The following is a 19,494-nucleotide window of genomic DNA, read 5'->3' as shown; positions in this document are numbered from 1 at the left end:
TTAAAGGAGGAGCAGGCATGAAGCTAAGAGTGGTTATGGGGCGCGCCGGAAGCGGCAAGACCCATTTGTGCTTGGAGGAGATACGCCGCAAGCTGCTGGCTCAGCCGGAGGGAGCGCCGTTAGTGCTGCTGCTGCCGGAGCATGCCACGTATCAGGTGGAGAGGGAACTGGCGGCGACGCCGGGTTTGCAAGGCTTTATCCGAGCTCATGTGCTGGGCTTTCGGCGTTTGTCCTACCGGGTATTGCAGGAAACCGGCGGCGCGGCGCGGCCTCAATTGGACGAATTAGGAAAAACGCTGCTGGTGACGCGCCTTTTGCGGCAGCTAGAGCCGCAGCTGCGTTCTTTTGGGCGGGCGGCGCGGCAGCGGGGCTTTGCCATGCAGGCCATGGGGCTTTTGGAAGAATGTAAAACCTATCGCTTGCCTCCGGAAGCCTTGCAGGCAGCGGCGCAGACGGAGCAGCAGCAAGGGCGGACGTTGCTGGCGGACAAGCTGCATGACTTGGCGCTTCTTTACACAGCGTTTTCGCAGTCTTTGCAGGAATGCTATCATGATGCGCAAGACCGTATGACGCTGTTGGCCGAACGGGCCCAAGAGGCGGCGTTGTTGCGCGGCTGCGAGGTTTGGGCGGATGGCTTTGCCTGGTTCAACCCTCAGGAGCTGGCGGTTTTAGGGGCGCTCTTGCCTCTTGCCAAAGAGGTGACGGTAACGCTGTGTCTTGACGGGGCGGAACTTGCGCGCTATGAAGCGGAAACCTCCTTGTTTCATCGGCAATGGCGGACGAGGGAAGACTTGCGGCGCTTGGCGGCGCAACTGGGGGCTCAGTATGAAGAAGTCAATCTGGAGAAACGATGGCGCTTTGACAGTGCGGCATTGCAGCTCTTGGAAGAGCGGTTTTTCCGTTTTCCTGTACGCCCCTTGCCGGAAGCGCCGCAGGGCGTAGTCCTTGCGGAAGCGGCGAACGGGCGCGCCGAGGCGGCGGGCATTGCTAGAGACATGCTTCGTTTGGCGCGCGAAGAGGGCTGGCGTTGGCGCGATATAGCCGTGCTGGTGCGCGACGACGATTACCGGGACTGGCTGGAGGCGGCGTTGACGGATCATGGCATTCCTTATTTTAGCGACCAGCCCCGGCAGGCGCAGCATCATCCCTTGGCGGAGCTTATTCGTTCCGCCCTGGAAGTCGTTATGGGGAATTGGGGCTATGAGTCTGTTTTTCGTTGTCTGAAAACAGATTTTTTTCCGTTAGAGCGAGCTGCGGTGGATAAACTGGAAAACTATGTTTTGTGCTTTGGCCTGCGCGGACGCCGCTGGACGCAGGAGGAGCCGTGGCGTTATTGGCGGCGTCTGGCTTTGGCGGAGGAAGACGAAGGCTTGGATGAGGCAAGCCAAGAAGAATTGGCTTGCCTCGATAACTGGCGGCGTCAAGCGGCGCAACCGCTGGCGGAGCTGGAACTGGCCCTGGGCCGGGCTTCTACCGTGCGAGCCCAAGCAACGGCTTTATTCCAGTTTTTGGAGCGCTTGGAAGCGCCTCTGCGCCTCGAAGAGTGGGCGCAGCGAGCCGAAGAGCTGCAAGAATTGGATGAAGCGCTGGAACACAGACAGTTTTGGGGGCAGACGGTGGCTCTTTTAGAGCAGCTGGTGGAGGTTCTGGGGGAGGAGTCTCTGCCGCCGGAGGAATTTGCCGCTCTTTTGCAAGAAGGGCTGGACGCTATGACTCTCAGCCTAGTGCCTCCCGGGTTGGATCATGTAGTGCTGGCGACGCTGGGCAATACCAGTCTGGCCAATGTGAAGGCCGTGTATCTTCCCGGCGTCAACGAAGGGACGCTGCCCCGGCGTGCTCGGGACGAGGGACTTTTGAGCGACAGCGAGCGGCGCGCTTTACGCGGCGCAGGGCTGGAGCTGGCGCCGGGAGCGCAGGCGGACATGCTTGGGGAGAGATTCTTAGTATATACGGCGCTAAGTCGCTCCTGCCGCTATCTATGGCTCAGTTACGCCTTGGCTGACGCAGAGGGAAAAAGTCAGGCGCCTTCGTTGATTGTGCGCCGCCTGCGCGAATTGTGGCCGCAGCTTTCGCTGCAAAATTTGCCGCTGGATATTCCAGTAGGCGAGGAGGCTTCTTATGCAGTGCAGCCGGAGCAAGCTTTGGCGGCGTTGCCTGGCGTGCTGCGGCGCTATCGTGAAACCGGCGAATTAGCGCCGGCTTGGCGGGAAGTGTATAATTGGGGGCTTCGCTGCCGGCCGGAGGAGCTGCGGCGCTACTTGGCAGGCTTGTTTCATGATAACCGCGAACGGCTGCTGCCGCCGGAACTGGCGCAGCGTTTGTCTTTGCGCGGTCAGCGCCTCAGCGGCAGCGTGACGCGTTTTGAAGCCTTTCAAGCCTGTCCGTTTCGGCATTTTGCCCGTTATGGCTTAGGCTTGCGGCAGCGTTCCGTTTTTCGCCTGGCGGCGCCGGATTTAGGGCAATTTTTGCATGCATCCTTGAAAGAGTATGGTGAACGCATAGCGGCTAAAGGGCAAAGCTGGGCGGACCCGGGAGAAGAGGAACGGGTGGCTTTGTGCGAAGAAGTGGTGAATGCTTTAGCGCCGCGGCTGCAAAACGAGATTTTGCTCAGCTCCGGTCAGCACAGGCACCTTTTGCGTCGTTTGGGACGCACTGTGCGCCGGGCGGCGAAACAATTGAGCGACTTTGCGGCGGCCGGCAGTTTTAAGACTTGTTGGCTGGAGCAGTGTTTTGGTCATGGCGAGCAGGCGCTGCCGCCGCTGACGTTTCGTTTGCCCGGAGGGCAGCGTTTGGATATTTCCGGGCAGATTGACAGGGTGGACAGCGCCGAGCAGGAGGGCCTTCGCTATTTGCTTGTGATTGACTATAAGTCCGGCAAGGCGGGATTGAATCTCGATCAAATTTACTATGGCCTGCGCCTGCAGCTGCTGACCTACTTACTGGTGGCTCTCGAAGCCGGTCGCAGCCTGTTTGGCCAGGAATGCCTGCCTGCAGGGATGCTGTATTATTTCTTGCAAGATCCGGCCGTGAGCGGCGAAGGGCCGAAAAGCGAGGCGGAAATTGAAGCGGAAGTGGCTAAAAAATTGAAACTGCCCGGCTGGACGCTGCAGGAACCCCAGGTATCTCGTCTGCTGGATGCGTCCATTGAGGGAAGCTGGTCTAAGTTTTTATCGATATCGTTAAAGAAAGACGGCGACTATCATCCGACTTGTTTGCGTCAAGTACGCTCGGCGGAGCAGTTCGGGGCGTTATTGCTGCACGCGCGTACGGTATTGCAGGAAACCGGTGCGGCAATTTTAGAAGGACAGGTAACGCCGGCGCCGTACGAATTGGAAGGGCAGAGTCCGTGCCTATGGTGTGAGTATCGAAGCGTCTGCCAATTTGACAGAGCCATAGAAGGCCAAGCTTGTCGGTTGCTGAAAAAAATGAATGAAGATGAAGTATGGCTGCGTTTGCTGCCGACAGAAAGGGAGAATCGAGCATGAGCTGGTCAGAGAGGCAGCGCCGGGCGATTGAAGCGAGGCGTAAAAATTTACTGGTTTCGGCCGCGGCTGGCTCCGGCAAGACCGCGGTGCTGGTGGAACGGGTCATTCAGCGCATGTTGGACGTTGCAGACCCTTTAGATATTGACAGATTGCTTGTCGTTACTTTTACCAATGCGGCGGCCTTGGAAATGAGAGAACGGATTGCCGCGGCGCTGGGGAAAGAGCTGAGCCGTCAGGATTTGCCGCCAGACAGGCTGGAACGCTTGGAACGGCAGCTGGCGTTATTAGGTTCGGCTTCTATTTCTACCATTCATTCTTTTTGTCAGTCTGTGGTGCGGCAGCATTTTCACCAATTGAATCTGGATCCCCGTTTTCGCGTGGCTTCGCAGGCGGAGGCGGATTTACTGCGCCGCGATGTTCTGGAAGAGGTGCTGGAAAAACGCTATGCTGCGGATGATCCGGCGATGTTCCTGTTAGCGGACTGCTATGGCGGCGAGCGCGATGATGCGGAATTGGGCGTTATGATTGTAGAGCTTTATGAGTTCTCCCGCTCGCTTCCAGAGCCAGAGCTGTGGCTGAAAAGTTGTTTGGATGTATTTGCGCCGCCGGAGCAGGCTTCCTTTGATGAACTGCCGCAGGCCAAACTGTTGCTGCGCCAGGCGCAGCTGCGTCTAGGGTCGTTGGCTGTTGCGGCGGCGGAACTGCTGGAACTAGCGGAATTGGCCGGTGAAAAAGAAGTGCAGCTGGCGCAGGAATATGCAGCAGTCATTGACGAGCTGCAGGCGGCCTCCACTTGGAGCGAGCTGGAGCGCGCCTGCAGGCAAGGAGAAAAAACCGCCTATACCCGTCTGGGCGGCGGCAAGAAAGATCCCGCCGGGCAAGAGGCGAGGGACGCTTTTAAGCATGGACGGGATCAATTAAAAAAACAGCTGGAAAAAGTATATGTCTTAGTCGATCGGCCCGGGGAGGAACTTTTAGAGGACTTGCGTCACTGCCAGCCGCTGATGGCGGCGCTGGTGGCGGTGACTTTAGAGTTTGCCTCCGCCTTTCGCGAAGCCAAGGCCAGCCGCAACTTGCTGGACTTTGGCGATTTGGAACACTTTTGCTTGGCGGTCTTGCACGACGGTGAAGGTTCTTCTGCAGCGGCGCTAGATTTGCAAGAGCGCTTTCAGGAAGTAATGGTCGATGAATATCAGGATACGAATGGTGTGCAGGAGGCTATTTTGCAATGTCTGTGTCCAGCGGCCAGCGGCCGGCTGTTTTTAGTAGGCGACGTGAAGCAAAGCATATACCGTTTTCGTCTGGCGGAGCCGGAACTGTTTCGCGAAAAATATGAAAGCTATCCTGTGTTGGGCGAGGGCTATGAACGGATTGATCTGGCGCAGAATTTTCGCAGCCGCGCCAATGTACTGGCAGGGGTCAATTATCTTTTTCGACAGTTGATGGAGCCGCAGGTGGCGGAGCTGGCGTATGGGGAAGCTGAATTCCTGCGGCCGGGGCTGCCGTATCCGCCTTGCGAGGGAAAAAGTCTGGAAGGACCTAATGAGCTTTGGCTGCTGGAGGAGACGGGCAAAGAGGCAGCGGAAAGCGAAGATGACGGCGCAGTTGAAGAACTGCCGGAAGGCTTTGCTGCCGAAGCGGCGCTCATTGCACGACGGCTGCAAAAGCTGCAAGAAGAGCAAGTGCAGGTATATGACAAGGGCCTGGGCGGCTATCGGCCGTTGGCTTGGCGGGATGTGGTGGTGCTGCTGCGCTCGGTGCGGGCCAAAGGACCGGTGCTGCTGGAGGCTTTGCGCGAAGCCGGCATTCCTGCGTACGCCGATGTGGACGAGGGATATTTTCGAGAAATCGAAGTAGAAGTGCTTTTAGCCGCCTTAGCGGCGGTGGACAATCCAAGGCAAGATATTCCACTGGCCGCATTTTTACGTTCGCCCTTGGTGGGCTGTAAAGCGGCAGAGTTGGCCGAAATTCGCCTTGCCGGCGCCGAACGAAGCGATTTGTGGGATGCGGTGACGGTTTTAGCGGATATGGAAACGGAAGCAGGCCGCAAAGCGGCACATGCAGTGGAACTTTTAGAAGGCTGGCGTCGTTTGGCGCGGCGGCGGGGCGTGCCGGAGCTGCTTCTGCGCATATACCGCGATACGGGGTATTACGAATATGTAGGCGGCCTGCCTGGCGGCGCGCTGCGGCAAGCCAATCTGCGCGCTCTTTATGATCGGGCCCGGCAGTTTGAGAGCACCCATTACCGAGGCCTTTTCCGCTTTTTGCGCTTTGTGGAGGATATGCGCGAAGGCGGCGCTGATATGGCGGTGGCTCGAATTTTGGGGGAGCAGGAAAACGTTGTACGGGTTATGACCATTCACAAAAGTAAAGGCCTGGAGTTTCCAGTCGTGGTCGTGGCCGATGCGGGCAAACAGTTTAACCTGCAGGATTTGAAGAAACCGGTTCTTTTTCACAAGACCCAGGGCTTGGGGCCGCAGGTTATTGATGTAAATACGCGCTACCGCTATCCTGGCGCGGCTCGCAAGGCCGTAGCTCATTGCTTGGAACTGGAGACAAAGGCCGAAGAACTGCGGGTTTTATATGTAGCTCTTACGCGAGCGCGGGAAAAATTGATTTTAACGGGACGTCTCAAGCATGCAGACAAGGCGGCCGCCAATTGGTGCCGTCAAAGCTGCCGCAGCGAAGAATTGCTGCCCCCCGGTTTGATCGCCGAAGCCAAAGGGTATTTGGATTGGCTGGGGCCGGCATTGGTCCGCCACCAGGCAGCGGGCGATTTGCGTCGTTTAGGCGGCGCGCCACAAGAGGAATGCTTGCTGCCGGATGAAAGCAGCTGGGAGATTCATATTTGTCCGCCTGCGGCGGCGGAGTCTGCTGGCGCTGCTGTCTTGCCTGACGATTGGTCTTGTTTAGAAGAAGGCCAGCTTTTGCCTGGAGGCGAAGCGGCTCAAACCGCGGCCTGCCTGGAGTGGCAATATCCTTGGCAGGACGCGGTCGGCAAGGCGGCTAAGCTTTCGGTAACGGAAATTAAGCGGCGTTTTGCCGACGTAGACGAAAGCGCTCGCGCCTGGCCGGCGCGGTCAGGCGCTGTATATGACCGGCCTCTTTTTCTGCAGGCGCAGCAAGGGCCGAAGGGCGGCGAATACGGCGTCTGGATGCACACGGTGATGCAGCATCTGCCGCTAGAGGGCAGGCTGAACGAAGAACAGGTGCAGTCTGTGTTGGAAGAACTAGTTGTCAAGGAAGTGCTGCTGCCGGAGCAGGCGGCAGCCTTGGAAGCATCGAAAATTGCCGCTTTTTTAGAGTCCGCTCTGGGAAGCCGTTTGCTGGCGTCCTCGCAAGTTCGGCGGGAGGTTCCTTTTAGCGTCCTGCTGCCGGCGGAGGAATTTTACCCCGAAGTGGCGGGGCAGGAAGAAACGGTCTTTGTGCAAGGCGTGGCGGATCTGCTGTTTAAAGAAGGCGATGCTTGGATTCTGGTGGACTATAAAAGTGATCGAGGTTTGTCGCCGGAAGAATTGGCAAGCCGTTACCGTTTGCAGCTGGAGCTCTACGCCCGCGCGTTAGGCGGCATTCTGCGGCAGCCTGTCAAAGAATGCTGGCTGTACTCCTTTGCCCTGGGCGAAACCATTCTTTTAGAAGAAGCAGCGAGGGGAAATTGAACAGGAGAATCGGAGAACCGGAGGGTACGCAGGAGGATACGAAATTTAACAGGAGTAGAGTGAGTAGAGGGAGGGTACGCAGGCGGCGGTTATTATATTTGAGAATTTTATTAAAGCAAGACAGTCAGGCGTAGAAATCTGATATAGCAAAAATAGAGTCCGTGAAAGATTGCTTTCATGGACTCTATTTTAATAAAAGTCATTAAATTATAAAATCCGTAACCCTCAGTCATACCCTCCGGTTACTCCCTATACTCTTGTTTAAAAACGTGTCTTCACGCTCTTCACATTCCTCTTGTCAGCACGTCGAGGAGCACGCCGGCGAAGAAGAGCAGGCTTAAAAGGCTGTTGCAGTGGAAAAATGCTACCTGACTGCGAGAGAGATCCGCCGGGCTAACTAAATGGTGCTGCCACCAAAGCGGAAAAGCGGCGACGCCAAGGGCCGCCCAGTACCAGGGGCCCAGCGCTAAAAGCCAGCCGGTAATTACGAAAAAACCGGCTGCAAAGACATGGAAAAAGGCGGCCAGGCGCAGTGAGTGAGCGAGGCCAAAGCGAGCCGGAATCGAGTACAGTCCGGCTTGGCGGTCAAATTCCATATCGCTGCAGGCATAAATGATGTCAAAGCCGGCTACCCAGAAGAGGACGCCGCCCCACAAAGAGAGGGCTGGCAAGCTGAGCGTATCGGCAATAGCCGCCCAGGCGCAAAGAGGCGCTAGGCCCAAAGTAGCGCCGAGAAAGAGATGACATAGCCAGGTGAATCGCTTGGTATAGGAGTAGAAGGTCAGGCAAAAGACGACTGGCAGCAGCAGTTTTACAGCCAGCGAGCTGAGCTGAAAAGCCGCCAGGGCCAAGAGGAGCAAAGAAAGCAGCGTGTAGAGAGACACGGCTAAAAGGCTTAATTGATTTTGGGGCAGAGCGCGGTTGGCGGTGCGGGGGTTGGCAGCGTCAAAATGTCGATCCGCCAGACGGTTAAAGGACATAGCGGCGGTACGGGCGCCGGCCATGGCGACAGTGATCCAGAAAAGATCGTGCAGAGAGGGCACGCGCTGCGCCGTTAGCAGCGCACCCGCATAGGCGAAAGGCAGAGCGAATAAAGTATGCTTGAACTTGATCATTTCCAGAAAAATGCGCAATGTCTGCATGTTAAGCCTCGCTTTTAACAGCAGTGCCGATGGCGACCATGCCGTTTGTTAGACTTTTCCAAGAGGTGGTTGCGGCGCCCAGCTGCGCTAGAATTTGAGAGATTGCTTCGCGCGAGGGAAGCGTATGCAGCGATTCCGGCAGCCAGCGCTGAAAAGTGATCGGAAGGCCCAGGTACAAGCTGCCTGCTAAGGGCAGTATATGTTCAAAATAAAAGTGGAACAAGGGCGTCAGAGCGGTGTCGGCGGGCTGAGAAAGCTCAAGCAATAGCAGCTTGCCGCCGGGACGAAGTACGCGCAGCATTTCTTGCAGCACCTGTTCCGTGCCCGCGACGCTGTACAAGCCGAAGGCGATAGAAACGCCGTCAAAGGAGGCGTCGGCAAAGGGCAAGTGCAGCGCATTGCCATGAACCCAGGAAACTTGGCGGCATTGAGGATGGTAGCGAAGATTTGCTTCGGCTTCGCGCAGCATGTTAGCGGAAAAATCCAGTCCTGTAATGCGGCTTTCCTCGCCGCCATGGCGCAGCAATTCTTGCGTTAGGCGGCCGGTGCCGCAGCAAACATCCAGAAGCTTGGCCTGGGGCGGGAAATTTGCCTGCTCTACGGCTTTGCGCCGCCAATATTGATCATGGAAAAAGCTGATCATGCGGTTGAGGCAGTTGTAGCGGGGAGCGATGGTTTGAAAGATCGCATGCATTTTTTCTTCTTTGCGATAAAAATGGAAGCATTGCATAGCAAACTCCTCCTGTTCTAATAATGTCCGAAAAAATCCGACATATATTGAGATTGACTGCTGGAACGTAATGACAAATGAAAAGCTATCTTTTATAATATAGGGAAATAACTTTTGTAAGAAAATTTGTTGTTAACGTTGCATTTCACAGAGTGAATGAGGCGTTTTTGAAAACGGAGTTTTTCTATTAGTTTCAGCATACACGAAACAGGCTTTTTTTTGCAAGCGGCAATACCTGTTGGAAAGGAGCCGGGCCATGAGCATGCAAGGCTGGCTGTCCGGTTCGCAAAGCGAGGCGTGGTTGGCGCAGTTAGAGCGTATCGAATGGAAAGAAAATGAAATATTGCTGCTTCTGGCAGCTTCCGCTTCGCAGGCGGCGCTGCCTGCGGTATGGCAGTGGGCTCGAGACAAAGGCGTAGTTGTAGCCGGATCTTTGTTTCCTGCGCTCATTCGAGGCGAGCAGGTTGAAAAGGAAGGAGCCTGTTGGCTGCGGTTGACTTTGGCTGCGCCTTTATTGCCGCTATATCCTAAACAAGAGGAGCCTCCTTGGCGGCATGACGTGCAGAATACGACTGCGTTTTTGCTGTTCAACTGCCAGCGCGGTGAAACAGAACAGTTGTTGGACGGCTTGTATGATTACTTGGGCCATTCGATTCGCTGCATTGGCGCTGTGGGCGAAAGTGACTTGAAGAAAACAGGTACGGCTTTGTTTACGCAGGATGGTTGGTGTGAGGCTGCGGGGCTGGCTGTGTTTGCCGCCTGCGGGCTGCATACTTCGCGCGGCTATGGTTTCAGCAGTCTGCCGGACGTACTGATCGTGACTAAGGCGGAGAAAAACCGTATTTTAGAGCTCAATTGGCAGAGCGCACGGACCGCTTATCAGGGGGTGCTGGCGGCGCATGGCTTGGTTTTAGATGACGTTGGCCGCTACCCACTAGGAATTGTACGGGAAGAAAGTGTGGACTTGGTGCGTAGTGTTATCGAAATAGCAGCAGACGGCAGTCTGCTATGCGCTGGCGAAGTGCCGGAAAACGCCGTCCTCAGCGTGCTTATCGCTGAAGGAGAGGCTATGGCGGCCTCGGTGGCTGCGGCCGCTGAGGAGGTAGAAGTTACGGCTGCGCGGGGCGCCTTGATTGTGAACTGTTATGCCAGAGAACAATTGGAAGGGTCCTTCTTCACTAAAGAATTGTCAGTCCTCCGGCAAACCTTGCAGCGACGCAATCCGAACTTGGGCGAACCTTATGGCGTACTGAGCTATGGAGAAATTGTCTTGCCGTCAGAGGGAATCTTGGAATTGTGCAATAAAACCGTTGTTATTGGAGTGATGGTATGAAGCCGGTACAGGGGCTCCAGATGGTACGGGAATTGGCGGTTTTGTATGAATTGTCGTTGGCGGTGGGGCGAACGTTGGAGCTGGAAGAGAATTGCGCCGCCTTTTTGCAAGTCCTCTTGCGGCGCAAAACCTTTCGTTATGGTGCAGTCTGGCTGAACGACGAGGCGCAGGAACGGGCGCGCTTGATCTATGGGTATCCGAGTTATTATGTGGAAAATGTGCTGGGCGCCTTGCCTGCTGTGGCTAAAGCCTGCTTAGATAATGACGCCGGAGCGGTGGTAACGGCGCAGATGTCTGAATTTGAAGAATTGGTGCAGGAGCGGCAGATCGAAGGTGGTTGCTATTTTTTATATCCCTTGGGAAAAATGGGAGTGCTCAAGCTCTATAGCGCCCAAGAAGAGCTGGCGGAGAATGAAGTCTTGCAGCGTATGTTGGCACAGGTGATGCAAAAGTTTGCAGTGTCCGTGGAAGCCTGTTTGCTTTTTGAGCGGCTCCGGGAGGAAGCGGAGGAACGCCGGCAAGCGGAAGAGGAAGTGCGTTCTTTAAACAATCAACTGGAGTTGCGCGTGACCAAGAGAACGGAGCAGCTATTGGACTCCAATGCAAAACTGCGTCAAGAAATCATTGAACGCAAGCGAGTGGAAGAACAACTGCGCATTTATAGTGAAAAAGATGCCTTGACAGGCTTGGCCAATCGTTCCCGCTTTGAGCGCTTGCGCCAGGAATTGGCGGAAATGAACCAGGGAACCTTAGGGGTTTTGGCCATTGATGTCAATGATTTGAAGCTGGCTAACGACCTGGAAGGCCATGAAGCAGGAGATGAATTGCTGCGCCGTGTCAGCGGCGTATTACAGGCGGCCTTTGGGGATGCGGAGCTGTTGGCGCGCATTGGCGGTGATGAATTTGTGGCTTTGTATTGTGATGAGCCGGAAGAGTTGATGAAGCAGAAAGCGGAATTTCTTGACTGGGAGGCTAAGGCGGCGCGTGTTTCTTTGTCTGTGGGCTGGGCCTGGGGTGATTTGTCTCAGATGGCCAGTCAGAACCTTTTGCAGGCTGCGGATAGCGCCATGTATGCGGAAAAATATAAGTTTACTTCTCAGTACGACCAGGGAGGACTGGCTAGGCTGCGGCGCATGCTGGAGGTTGGCAGCCGTTGGACTGGGCCCCATGTGCAGCGGCTGGAAGGAATTTTGGTTCGTTTTGGCCGTTATTTGCAGTTGCCGGACAGCGAGGAATCACTGCGCTTATTGGCGATGTTTCATGATGTAGGGACGCTGCTGCTGCCGGAGGTGCTGGTAAACAAGGACGCTGTATATACGCCGGCAGAGCGGACTTTGATGGAGAGCCATGCGGAAAAAGGGGCTCAGCTGGCGCAGATGATGCCGGAACTGGCTCCTTTGGCAAAACTCATCCTGCATCACCATGAACGTTGGGACGGCGCTGGGTATCCGGGCAAGCTGCAAGGGGAAGAAATTCCCTATCTCAGCAGAGTGCTGGCTGTGGCTGACGCCTATGAATCGATGACAGGGACGCGCGTGCATCGAGCGCCGCTAAGCAGAATAGAGGCGTTGGCGGAGTTGGAGCGCTGTGCCGGCAGCCAATTTGATTCGGATGTGGTGAAGGCGTTTCAAGAGATGTTGTCTTTTGATGAAGGATAATGTAGCCTGCTTGTCATTCTTTGTATTTTGTATTACACTCTAAACAAGTGAAAATTCGCAAAAATCATTCGATAAGCAGGGGGAAAAAAGATGGCAATAAAGAATTTTGAGACGCATCATTTGGTGACCGGGGCCGATACCAATCATCACGGGACTTTGTTCGCCGGTCGCGGCGCTGCCTGGTTTGTGGAAGCCGGCTTTGTGGCTGCCGCCAGCCTGACCTGTACAGCAGAGACCGTATGCGCTACGGTGCATGGCATGGTTTTCAACCGGCCCGTAAAAAAAGGCAGTATTCTGCGTTTTGACAGCCGCGTTGTTTATACAGGGCGTTCCAGTCTGGTCGTATATGTAGATGTGGTGACCGCCGACAAGGAAGAGTTTGTAGTTGACGGCTTTTTGACCTTTATTCATGTGGATGAGACCGGTCATTCGGCGCCGCACGGCATTGTGGTGGAGCCGGAGACGGAGGAAGAAAAGGAGCTCTATGAACGGGCCAGTAAACTCAGAAGACCGCAAAATCGCAGCGATCATTAAGCAACAGCTTCGTCAGTTGCGTAGGCAAGGGCGCCTCTTAGGACGCGCTCTGGCCTATCGTAACTTTCGTCTGTTCTTTTGCGGTCAAGGGCTGTCTTTATTAGGTACATGGGTACAAAGCATTGCTATGAGCTGGTTGGTATATCGCTTGACGGGGTCTGGCTTGCTGCTGGGCTTGGTAAGTTTTGCCGGGCAGATTCCTAGTTTGCTTTTTTCGCCATTTATCGGCGTCTGGGTGGATCGCTTGCCGCGAAGGCAGGTGCTTGTTGCCACCCAGGCGCTTTCTTTGTTGCAGGCGACAATCTTAGCCTTGCTGGTCTGGACGGGCAGCGAAGAAATCTGGCATTTGCTGGCGCTGAGTCTATTCTTGGGCTGCATTAATGCGGCAGATATGCCGGCGCGCCAGGCTTTGGTTGTGGAGCTGGTGGAGGCGCGTGAAGATCGGGGCAACGCCATCGCCTTAAATTCCGTCATGTTCAACGCAACTCGGTTAGTAGGGCCAGCGTTGGGGGGGCTTTTGATTCCCTTGGTTGGCGAAGCGATGTGCTTCGCTCTTAATGCGGTAAGTTACCTTTTTTCGTTGCTTTCCTTGGTTTTGCTGCGTCTTGCTGCATTAGAAAAAGAAACGGAGAAAAAAAGCTGGCGACGGGGCTTTCGGGACGGTTGGAATTATACCTTCGGGCATCCTCCCATTCGGCAATTGCTGCAATTGTTGGCGCTGATGAGTCTTTCCGCCATGCCTTATACGGTACTGCTGCCAGTGCTGGCAGTGCGTTATTTTGGCGGCGGCGCGCCGCTGTTGGGAACGTTGATGGCGATGGCTGGCGCCGGTTCTTTATGCGGAGCGCTGATTCTAGCCTTTCGGCGCAGTATTGTCGGTTTGGAGCGCTGGGTTGGCGCGGCGGCGCTTTTGGCGGCCTTGAGTCTGCTGGGGCTGTCTGCAGGCGTATCGGTAGAGGCGGCAGGTGTCTTGCTGTTTGCGTTAGGAGTAGGGCTGCTTTTTTTGATTGTCGGCGTCAATACCTTGCTGCAGCACATGGTTCCCGACCATTTGAGAGGGCGGGTTATGAGTTTTTACAATATGTCTTTTCTCGGCTTGGTTCCCGTGGGCTGCATTGCAGCAGGGCAGGGGGCGGATTGGTTTGGCGTCTTGACTATGCTGCAATATTGCGGCTGGGCTTGTTTGGCCGCGGCTATTCTTTTTTTGTGGCAGCTGCCGTCGTTTCAGGGCAAGGCTTGCCAAATTTATCAAGACTCCGGTCATTTAGGGCCGGATGAAAAATGTTAAGGTAGGCAAACTGTAATCAGGCTGTCACGAAGCTGTCACAGTCCTTGTTTATACTAGATATAATCACAAAAGAAAGGGTGTATGAAAATGAATTTGGAAAGACTGCGGCCGGCTGTGACTGTATTGGCATTAAGTCTTTTTTTGATTTCCTTAGTGACAGGCTTGGTTTTGTGGCTGGTTCCTGGCCGCGGGGCTTTTTTGGGTCTGTCCAAGGGGATTTATAAGGACGTCCATATTTACCTGAGTCTGGGAGTGACTGTTATCCTGTTGATCCATGGGTGGCTCAACCGGAAGGCTTTGAGTCGCTATTTCGGCCTGAGTCGGGCTGCTTGTTGGCAAGCGGGCGCTGTAACGGTGGTGCTGCTGGCTGCTGTAGTTGGCATGAAATCAATGTAAAAAGCCGCGCAAGCGGCTTTTTTATATACTAACTCGCTGTGCTCAAACAGGCGAAACTATCATCCGCCTTCGCCAGCATTTTCGTCCTGCGGACCGTCTTGCTCCAATAAAAGTCTCAAATACAATCATTGCCGCCGTAGCCTCAGTCGAACCCTCTCGCGACTCCCGCGACTCTTGTTCAATCTCCGTACTTCCTCTGGCCGTTCTCTGTTTTCCTCTGTTACTCTGAGTTACGTCTTTTCCAAAGACCGCGCAAGCGGTTTTTTGTTTTGCAGGAAAGAATGAATTTTTGCAGAATATATCTTTAAGAATCATTTTTCTTAAAAAATCTCTACAAAGGCGGTGCAGAGAATGAATTTACCGGAACAGTATCAACAGTTTCATGCTGAGATCCGCAGCACCATCCCGGAGAGTCGTATTTTTACGGATCCGGTGCGGACCCTGGCTTATGGCACAGATGCCAGCTTTTATCGATTGATTCCTAAAATTGTCGTAAAAGTGAGGACGGTGCCGGAAGTCACGGCTGTCATTCATGCAGCTCATTTGCACAAAGTGCCTCTTACCTTTCGGGCGGCAGGAACCAGTCTGTCCGGGCAGGCGGTGACCGATTCAGTTCTGGTTATGCTTACCGGCGCCTGGGGGCGTTATGAAGTACTGGAGGACGGGGATAAAATCGTGCTGGAACCGGGGATTATTGGCGCGGAGGCCAATTTGTACCTCAAACCGTATGCGCGTAAAATCGGCCCGGACCCGGCCTCGATTAATGCGGCCATGATCGGCGGCATTGCCGCCAACAACGCCAGCGGTATGTGCTGCGGCACTAGCGACAACAGCTACAAAACCGTAGCTTCCATGAAAATTATTTTTCCAGACGGCACGCTTCTTGATACTGGTGACGAAGCGTCTAAAATCGCTTTTCGTCAAAGCCATAAAGAGCTGCTGGCGGAAATTGAGCTGCTGCGGGATGAGATTGCCGCGCAGCCGGAGCTGGTGGAGCGCATCCGGCATAAGTTCAAAATCAAGAACACTACCGGGTACAGCCTCAATGCGTTTGTAGACTATCAGGACGTTTTCGACATTTTGAATCACCTCTTTATCGGTTCTGAAGGCACCTTAGGCTTTATTGCGGAAATCACTTACCGTACGGTGGTGGAGCAGGAGCACAAAGCTTCGGCGATGATTTTCTTCCCCGATATCGGCACTGCTTGTCAAGGCGTTATGCGTTTGTACCGGCCGTTGGTATCGGCAACGGAGATGGTGGACCGCATCGGCCTGCGCTCGGTGGAAGACGAGCCGGGCATGCCGGCATACCTCAAGGAATTTGGGGAAGAGGTAACCGCTATTTTGGTGGAAGTGCGGGCGAACGACCATGAAGAGCTGCATCGCTGTATTGACGGCGTCAAAGAACGTTTAGAGGGCATACCAACCGTGATGCCTATTGAGTTTACCACGGTGAAAGCGGAGTATGAGCGCTACTGGGACATTCGTAAAAATGTGTTCCCCGCTGTGGGCAATGTGCGACCAGCCGGCACGACGGTGTTGATTGAAGACGTCGCCTTCCCTCTGGAACATTTGGCGGAAGCGACGCTCGATTTGCGCCGCGCCATGGATAAGCATGGTTATCACGAGGGTATTATTTACGGACATGCGTTGGACGGCAATCTGCACTTTGTTTTTTCTCAGGATTTTTCTAATGAAACGGAAATCAAGCGTTATGCGGATTTGATGGACGATGTAGCGGAATTGGTGGTGCATCGCTATAACGGTTCGTTGAAGGCGGAGCATGGCACGGGCCGGAATATGGCGCCTTATGTGGAAATGGAATGGGGCCGTCAGGCATACCAATTTATGCGGCGCATTAAAAAGCTCTTTGATCCCGAAGGGCTGATCAATCCAGATGTAATCATCACTGACAAAGCCAACTTGCATTTGGAAAACATCAAGCCCGCCGTAGTGGCGCATCCTCTCATTGATAAGTGCATTGAGTGCGGCTATTGCGAAAGTAATTGTCCGTCCCGGAATCTTACGGTTACGCCGCGTCAGCGTATTGTGCTGCAGCGGGAAATCGCGCGCCTGCAAAAAAGCGGACAAGATCCGGAACGCTTGGCGGAACTGCTGAAGGGTTATGAGTATTTTGGCGATAAGACCTGTGCTACGGACGGTTTGTGTCAGCTGCCTTGTCCGGTGAAGATCAATACCGGCGATCATACCAAGCATTGGCGGGCGCAGCATATGAGCCAGGACGCCCGGCGCATCGCCGAGTTTGTGGCAGGGCATTTTGCCGGGATTACCTCGACCGCTCGCATTGCGTTGGGGCTGGCTAATTTTGCACATTCTCTGCTGGGAACCAATGCTATGAACAGCCTTTCCAAAATGGCGCATACCATCTCCGGCGGCGCATCGCCGCAATGGACGCCTTGGATGCCCAAAGGCGCGGTTCTAGCTAAGCCGAAGCTGAAGCCGAAAAAGGCGCAGCATCAGGTTGTCTACTTCCCCAGCTGTCTGGGGCGCAGCATGGGACCGGCCAAAGAAGATCGAGACGCTCGTTCTTTGACCGAGGCCATGATATCGGTGCTGGAAAAAGCGGGCTATGCAGTGATCTATCCGTCCGATATGGATGAGCTTTGCTGCGGCATGCCTTTTGAAAGCAAAGGCTTGCCCGAGATCGGCGACCGCATGGCGGCCAAGCTGGAGAAGAAACTGCTCAAAGCCAGTAACGATGGGGCTATTCCTGTCTTGTGCGACACAAGCCCCTGCGTCTATCGCATGCGTCGGGTGTTTAAGAGCGAGTTGAAGCTCTATGAACCGGCGGAATTTATTCATGACTTCCTGCTGGATAAGCTGGAATTTACGCAGCTGCCGGAAACCGTGGCCGTTCATGTCACCTGCAGCTCGCTTAAGATGGGCCTGCAAGATAAGTTTCTCGCTGTGGCGCAGAAATGCGCGGCTAAAGTGGTGCGGCCGCCTAAAATCAAATGCTGCGGTTTTGCAGGAGACGCTGGGTTTGAAACGCCGGAGTTGAATGCGTCGGCGTTGGAAGGACTCAAAGAAGCGCTGCCGCCGGAAACTACCTCCGGCTACTCCAACAGCCGTACCTGTGAAATCGGCCTTTCCAGCGCCAGCGGCTTAAGCTATCAATCGGTGGCGTACCTGGTGGATCGGGCGACCAAAGCCAAGGGGAACGCGTAAAAACTTGTAATGAAGACCGAGGGGTCTTTAGCGAATGTAAGAGACATCTAACCGAGATTTTTGGGCGCAAAAGCCCCTGCAGGCCACAAAATGGCTTGTAGGGGCTTTTGAAGTTTAATTGAGCTTTTTTGTGGAAAACAGAGGAAAATAGGAATAACCAACTGATAACATGGCGCAAATGCTGTTGGCTCTGAAAAAACATAGAAAAACAGCTGAAAATGCTGAAAAAATACAGTAAAAGTATTTACAAGCAGGGCGGATTCTTTTATGATAAAGCAAGTGCATTGCAAAAAGACAACAAAGGAGGAAAAGGCATGCAGCAGGAACGTACTATGGTCCGCGGCTTGAAAAGCCGTCATTTGCAAATGATCGCCCTTGGAGGCATTATTGGCAGCGGTTATTTTTTGGGAACAGGATATGTCCTGAGTAAGGCGGGGCCGGCTGCCATTTTCTCCTACTTGCTGGGCGGTTTAATTGTGTTGGCGGTGATGTTCTGCCTGGGCGAGCTGGCCGTAGCCAGACCGGTAGCCAGTTCCTTTGTCACCTATGCCAAGGAATATATTTCTCCGTCCTGGGCTTGCGGCGTAGGCTGGTGTTATTGGCTGACTTGGGTAACCTATGTGCCTTCGGAAATGATTGCCGGCGGCATTATTATGAATAATTTTTTCCCGGATATCAGCACGATGTGGTGGGCGGTGCTTTTCGGGCTTTTGATTACCTTTATCAATTTGTCTTATGTCAAAACCTTTGGGGAACTGGAGTTTTGGCTGGCTTTGATCAAGGTGGCGGCCTTGGTGTTGTTTGTGGTCTTGGGCTGCCTGATTTTGCTTGGCCTGGTGGGCAGTGAAGGCTTTTTGGGCTCGTCGGTGCTTCTCTCCAGCGGCGGCGTAGCGCCGAATGGCTATTGGGCGGTCTTTTTGACGATGGTCATTATTTTGGTGAATTTCCAGGGTTCTGAGATTATTGGCTTGGCTGCCGGCGAAAGCCAGGATCCGGCGAAAAGCATTCCGATGGCGATTAAAAATATTGTTTGGCGCATCTTGTCTTTATATATTATTCCCTTAGGACTTTTAGTTACCATTTATCCTTGGGATAAGGCCAGTCTGGAAGAAAGCGTTTTTGCCGCCGCGCTGTCGGCGTACGATTTGGAATGGGCGGGAGCTTTGTTCTCCTTTGTGGTGCTGACCGCGGCCATTTCCTGCTCTAATTCCGGCTTGTACGGCTGCAGCCGCGCTTTGTACGCTTTGGCGCGCGAAGGGATGGCTCCTGCTTGGTTGGGACGCCTGAGTGATAAAGGCGTGCCTCAAAATGCAACGGTGATGTCGGTTATGGCCTGCTGGATTGGAGTGGTGGCGTACTCGTTGGATGCCAGTGAGACCATCTATACGTATTTGCTGGCTTTATCCGGGTTTTCCGGCGCTGTGGCGTGGATCTCCATCTGCTGGAGCCAGTTGAACTTTCGTAATCGCCTGCAGGCGGCTGGGGAAGAGCATAGCTTGCGTTTTAAAGTGCCCCTGTTTCCATATGTTACGTATTTTGGTATTTGGGTGCAGGTGGGCTGCTTGCTGGTGATGGCGTTGGTAGACGAATTGCGTAACGCCTTATTCATCGGCGTTCCCTTTTTGATTTTGCCCATTTTTTGGTATAAGGCTCGCCGCCATTGGTGCCGTACGCCGGTGCTCGAAGGCAATGACTAAATAAAATAGAAGACCCAAGAGAGCCGGCATAATGCCGGTTCTTTTTCGTCCTGCGGACCGTCTTGCTCCAATAAAAGTCTCAAATACAATCACGACCGCCGCAGTCCTCTGCCGATCCCTCCCTTTGTTCCCTATACTTCTGTTGAAAATTGTACCGGTTCTTCTCCTGAGTACCCTCCCGCGACTCTGGTTCTCCTGTTCAATTTTTTCTCTGGCATTCCTCGGTTACTCTGTTCCTCTGTGTTTCGTTCCTTTTTCAAAGCAGGAGATTGCCGCAAAACAGGCGAAACATAAAACGTTATACCCGAGATACGGCGAGGAGGAATAGATAATGCGTATTGACTATCACATGCATTTTGAATATGGCAGCTATGATTTGGAAT

At 54.1% G+C, this 19,494-nt stretch carries 12 protein-coding genes; 9 read left to right on the top strand and 3 right to left on the bottom strand.

The features are described 5' to 3' along the window. The first annotated feature begins 17 nt into the window (after positions 1 to 17). Positions 18 to 3,485 carry a helicase-exonuclease AddAB subunit AddB gene (addB, locus tag PHF27_RS01170; protein WP_300065057.1) on the top strand — a complete coding sequence of 1,156 codons (3,468 nt, stop codon included), beginning with the start codon at positions 18 to 20 and terminating at the stop codon, positions 3,483 to 3,485. Continuing rightward, positions 3,482 to 7,144 (top strand): helicase-exonuclease AddAB subunit AddA, encoded by a 3,663-nt coding sequence (addA, locus tag PHF27_RS01165; RefSeq protein WP_300065055.1) that lies wholly within the window; start codon positions 3,482 to 3,484, stop codon positions 7,142 to 7,144. Before addB ends, addA begins: the two co-directional genes overlap by 4 nt. Positions 7,145 to 7,428: 284 nt before the next feature. Here the strand turns inward: addA and PHF27_RS01160 are convergent, their stop codons facing one another. Together PHF27_RS01160 and PHF27_RS01155 are read right to left on the bottom strand one after the other, a co-directional pair. Beyond that, the gene (locus PHF27_RS01160) at positions 7,429 to 8,286 is read right to left on the bottom strand and encodes a UbiA-like polyprenyltransferase (RefSeq protein WP_300065053.1); all 858 of its coding nucleotides are present in this window, start codon (positions 8,284 to 8,286) and stop codon (positions 7,429 to 7,431) included. Between the two features lies 1 nt (position 8,287). Beyond that, complete coding sequence (locus PHF27_RS01155) at positions 8,288 to 9,016, bottom strand: ubiquinone/menaquinone biosynthesis methyltransferase (protein WP_300065051.1); 729 nt, start codon at positions 9,014 to 9,016, stop codon at positions 8,288 to 8,290. 256 nt (positions 9,017 to 9,272) lie between these two features. Between PHF27_RS01155 and PHF27_RS01150 the strand changes: the two genes are divergently transcribed. The 7 genes from PHF27_RS01150 to PHF27_RS01120 all read left to right on the top strand — a co-directional run bounded on the left by PHF27_RS01150 (position 9,273) and on the right by PHF27_RS01120 (position 19,111). After that, positions 9,273 to 10,349: an FIST C-terminal domain-containing protein gene (locus tag PHF27_RS01150; protein ID WP_300065049.1), complete on the top strand. Its 1,077-nt coding sequence runs from the start codon at positions 9,273 to 9,275 to the stop codon at positions 10,347 to 10,349. Beyond that, on the top strand, positions 10,346 to 12,007 hold the full coding sequence (locus PHF27_RS01145) for an HD domain-containing phosphohydrolase (protein WP_300065047.1): 1,662 nt from the start codon (positions 10,346 to 10,348) through the stop codon (positions 12,005 to 12,007). Before PHF27_RS01150 ends, PHF27_RS01145 begins: the two co-directional genes overlap by 4 nt. 90 nt (positions 12,008 to 12,097) lie before the next feature. After that, a complete protein-coding gene (locus PHF27_RS01140; RefSeq protein ID WP_300065045.1) occupies positions 12,098 to 12,541 on the top strand; it encodes a hotdog domain-containing protein in 444 nt (147 codons plus the stop codon). Further along, on the top strand, positions 12,492 to 13,829 hold the full coding sequence (locus PHF27_RS01135) for an MFS transporter (protein ID WP_300065043.1): 1,338 nt from the start codon (positions 12,492 to 12,494) through the stop codon (positions 13,827 to 13,829). Before PHF27_RS01140 ends, PHF27_RS01135 begins: the two co-directional genes overlap by 50 nt. Positions 13,830 to 13,916: 87 nt before the next feature. Beyond that, a complete protein-coding gene (locus tag PHF27_RS01130) occupies positions 13,917 to 14,225 on the top strand; it encodes a DUF4405 domain-containing protein (protein ID WP_300065041.1) in 309 nt (102 codons plus the stop codon). Between the two features lie 351 nt (positions 14,226 to 14,576). Then, entirely contained in the window at positions 14,577 to 17,414 is a 2,838-nt protein-coding gene (locus tag PHF27_RS01125; protein WP_300065039.1) for an FAD-binding and (Fe-S)-binding domain-containing protein, read from the top strand. A 314-nt stretch (positions 17,415 to 17,728) separates the two neighbouring features. Then, positions 17,729 to 19,111: an amino acid permease gene (locus PHF27_RS01120; RefSeq protein ID WP_300065037.1), complete on the top strand. Its 1,383-nt coding sequence runs from the start codon at positions 17,729 to 17,731 to the stop codon at positions 19,109 to 19,111. 131 nt (positions 19,112 to 19,242) lie between these two features. On the opposite strand, the gene PHF27_RS01115 is transcribed toward PHF27_RS01120, so the two are convergent. Beyond that, positions 19,243 to 19,494 (bottom strand): hypothetical protein (locus PHF27_RS01115; protein WP_300065035.1); only part of this gene is annotated, 252 nt, incomplete at its 5' end.

This window comes from Anaeromusa sp., from assembly GCF_028691475.1.
Classification (GTDB): domain Bacteria; phylum Bacillota; class Negativicutes; order Anaeromusales; family Anaeromusaceae; genus Anaeromusa.
This window is presented reverse-complemented; position numbering and strand designations above follow the sequence as displayed.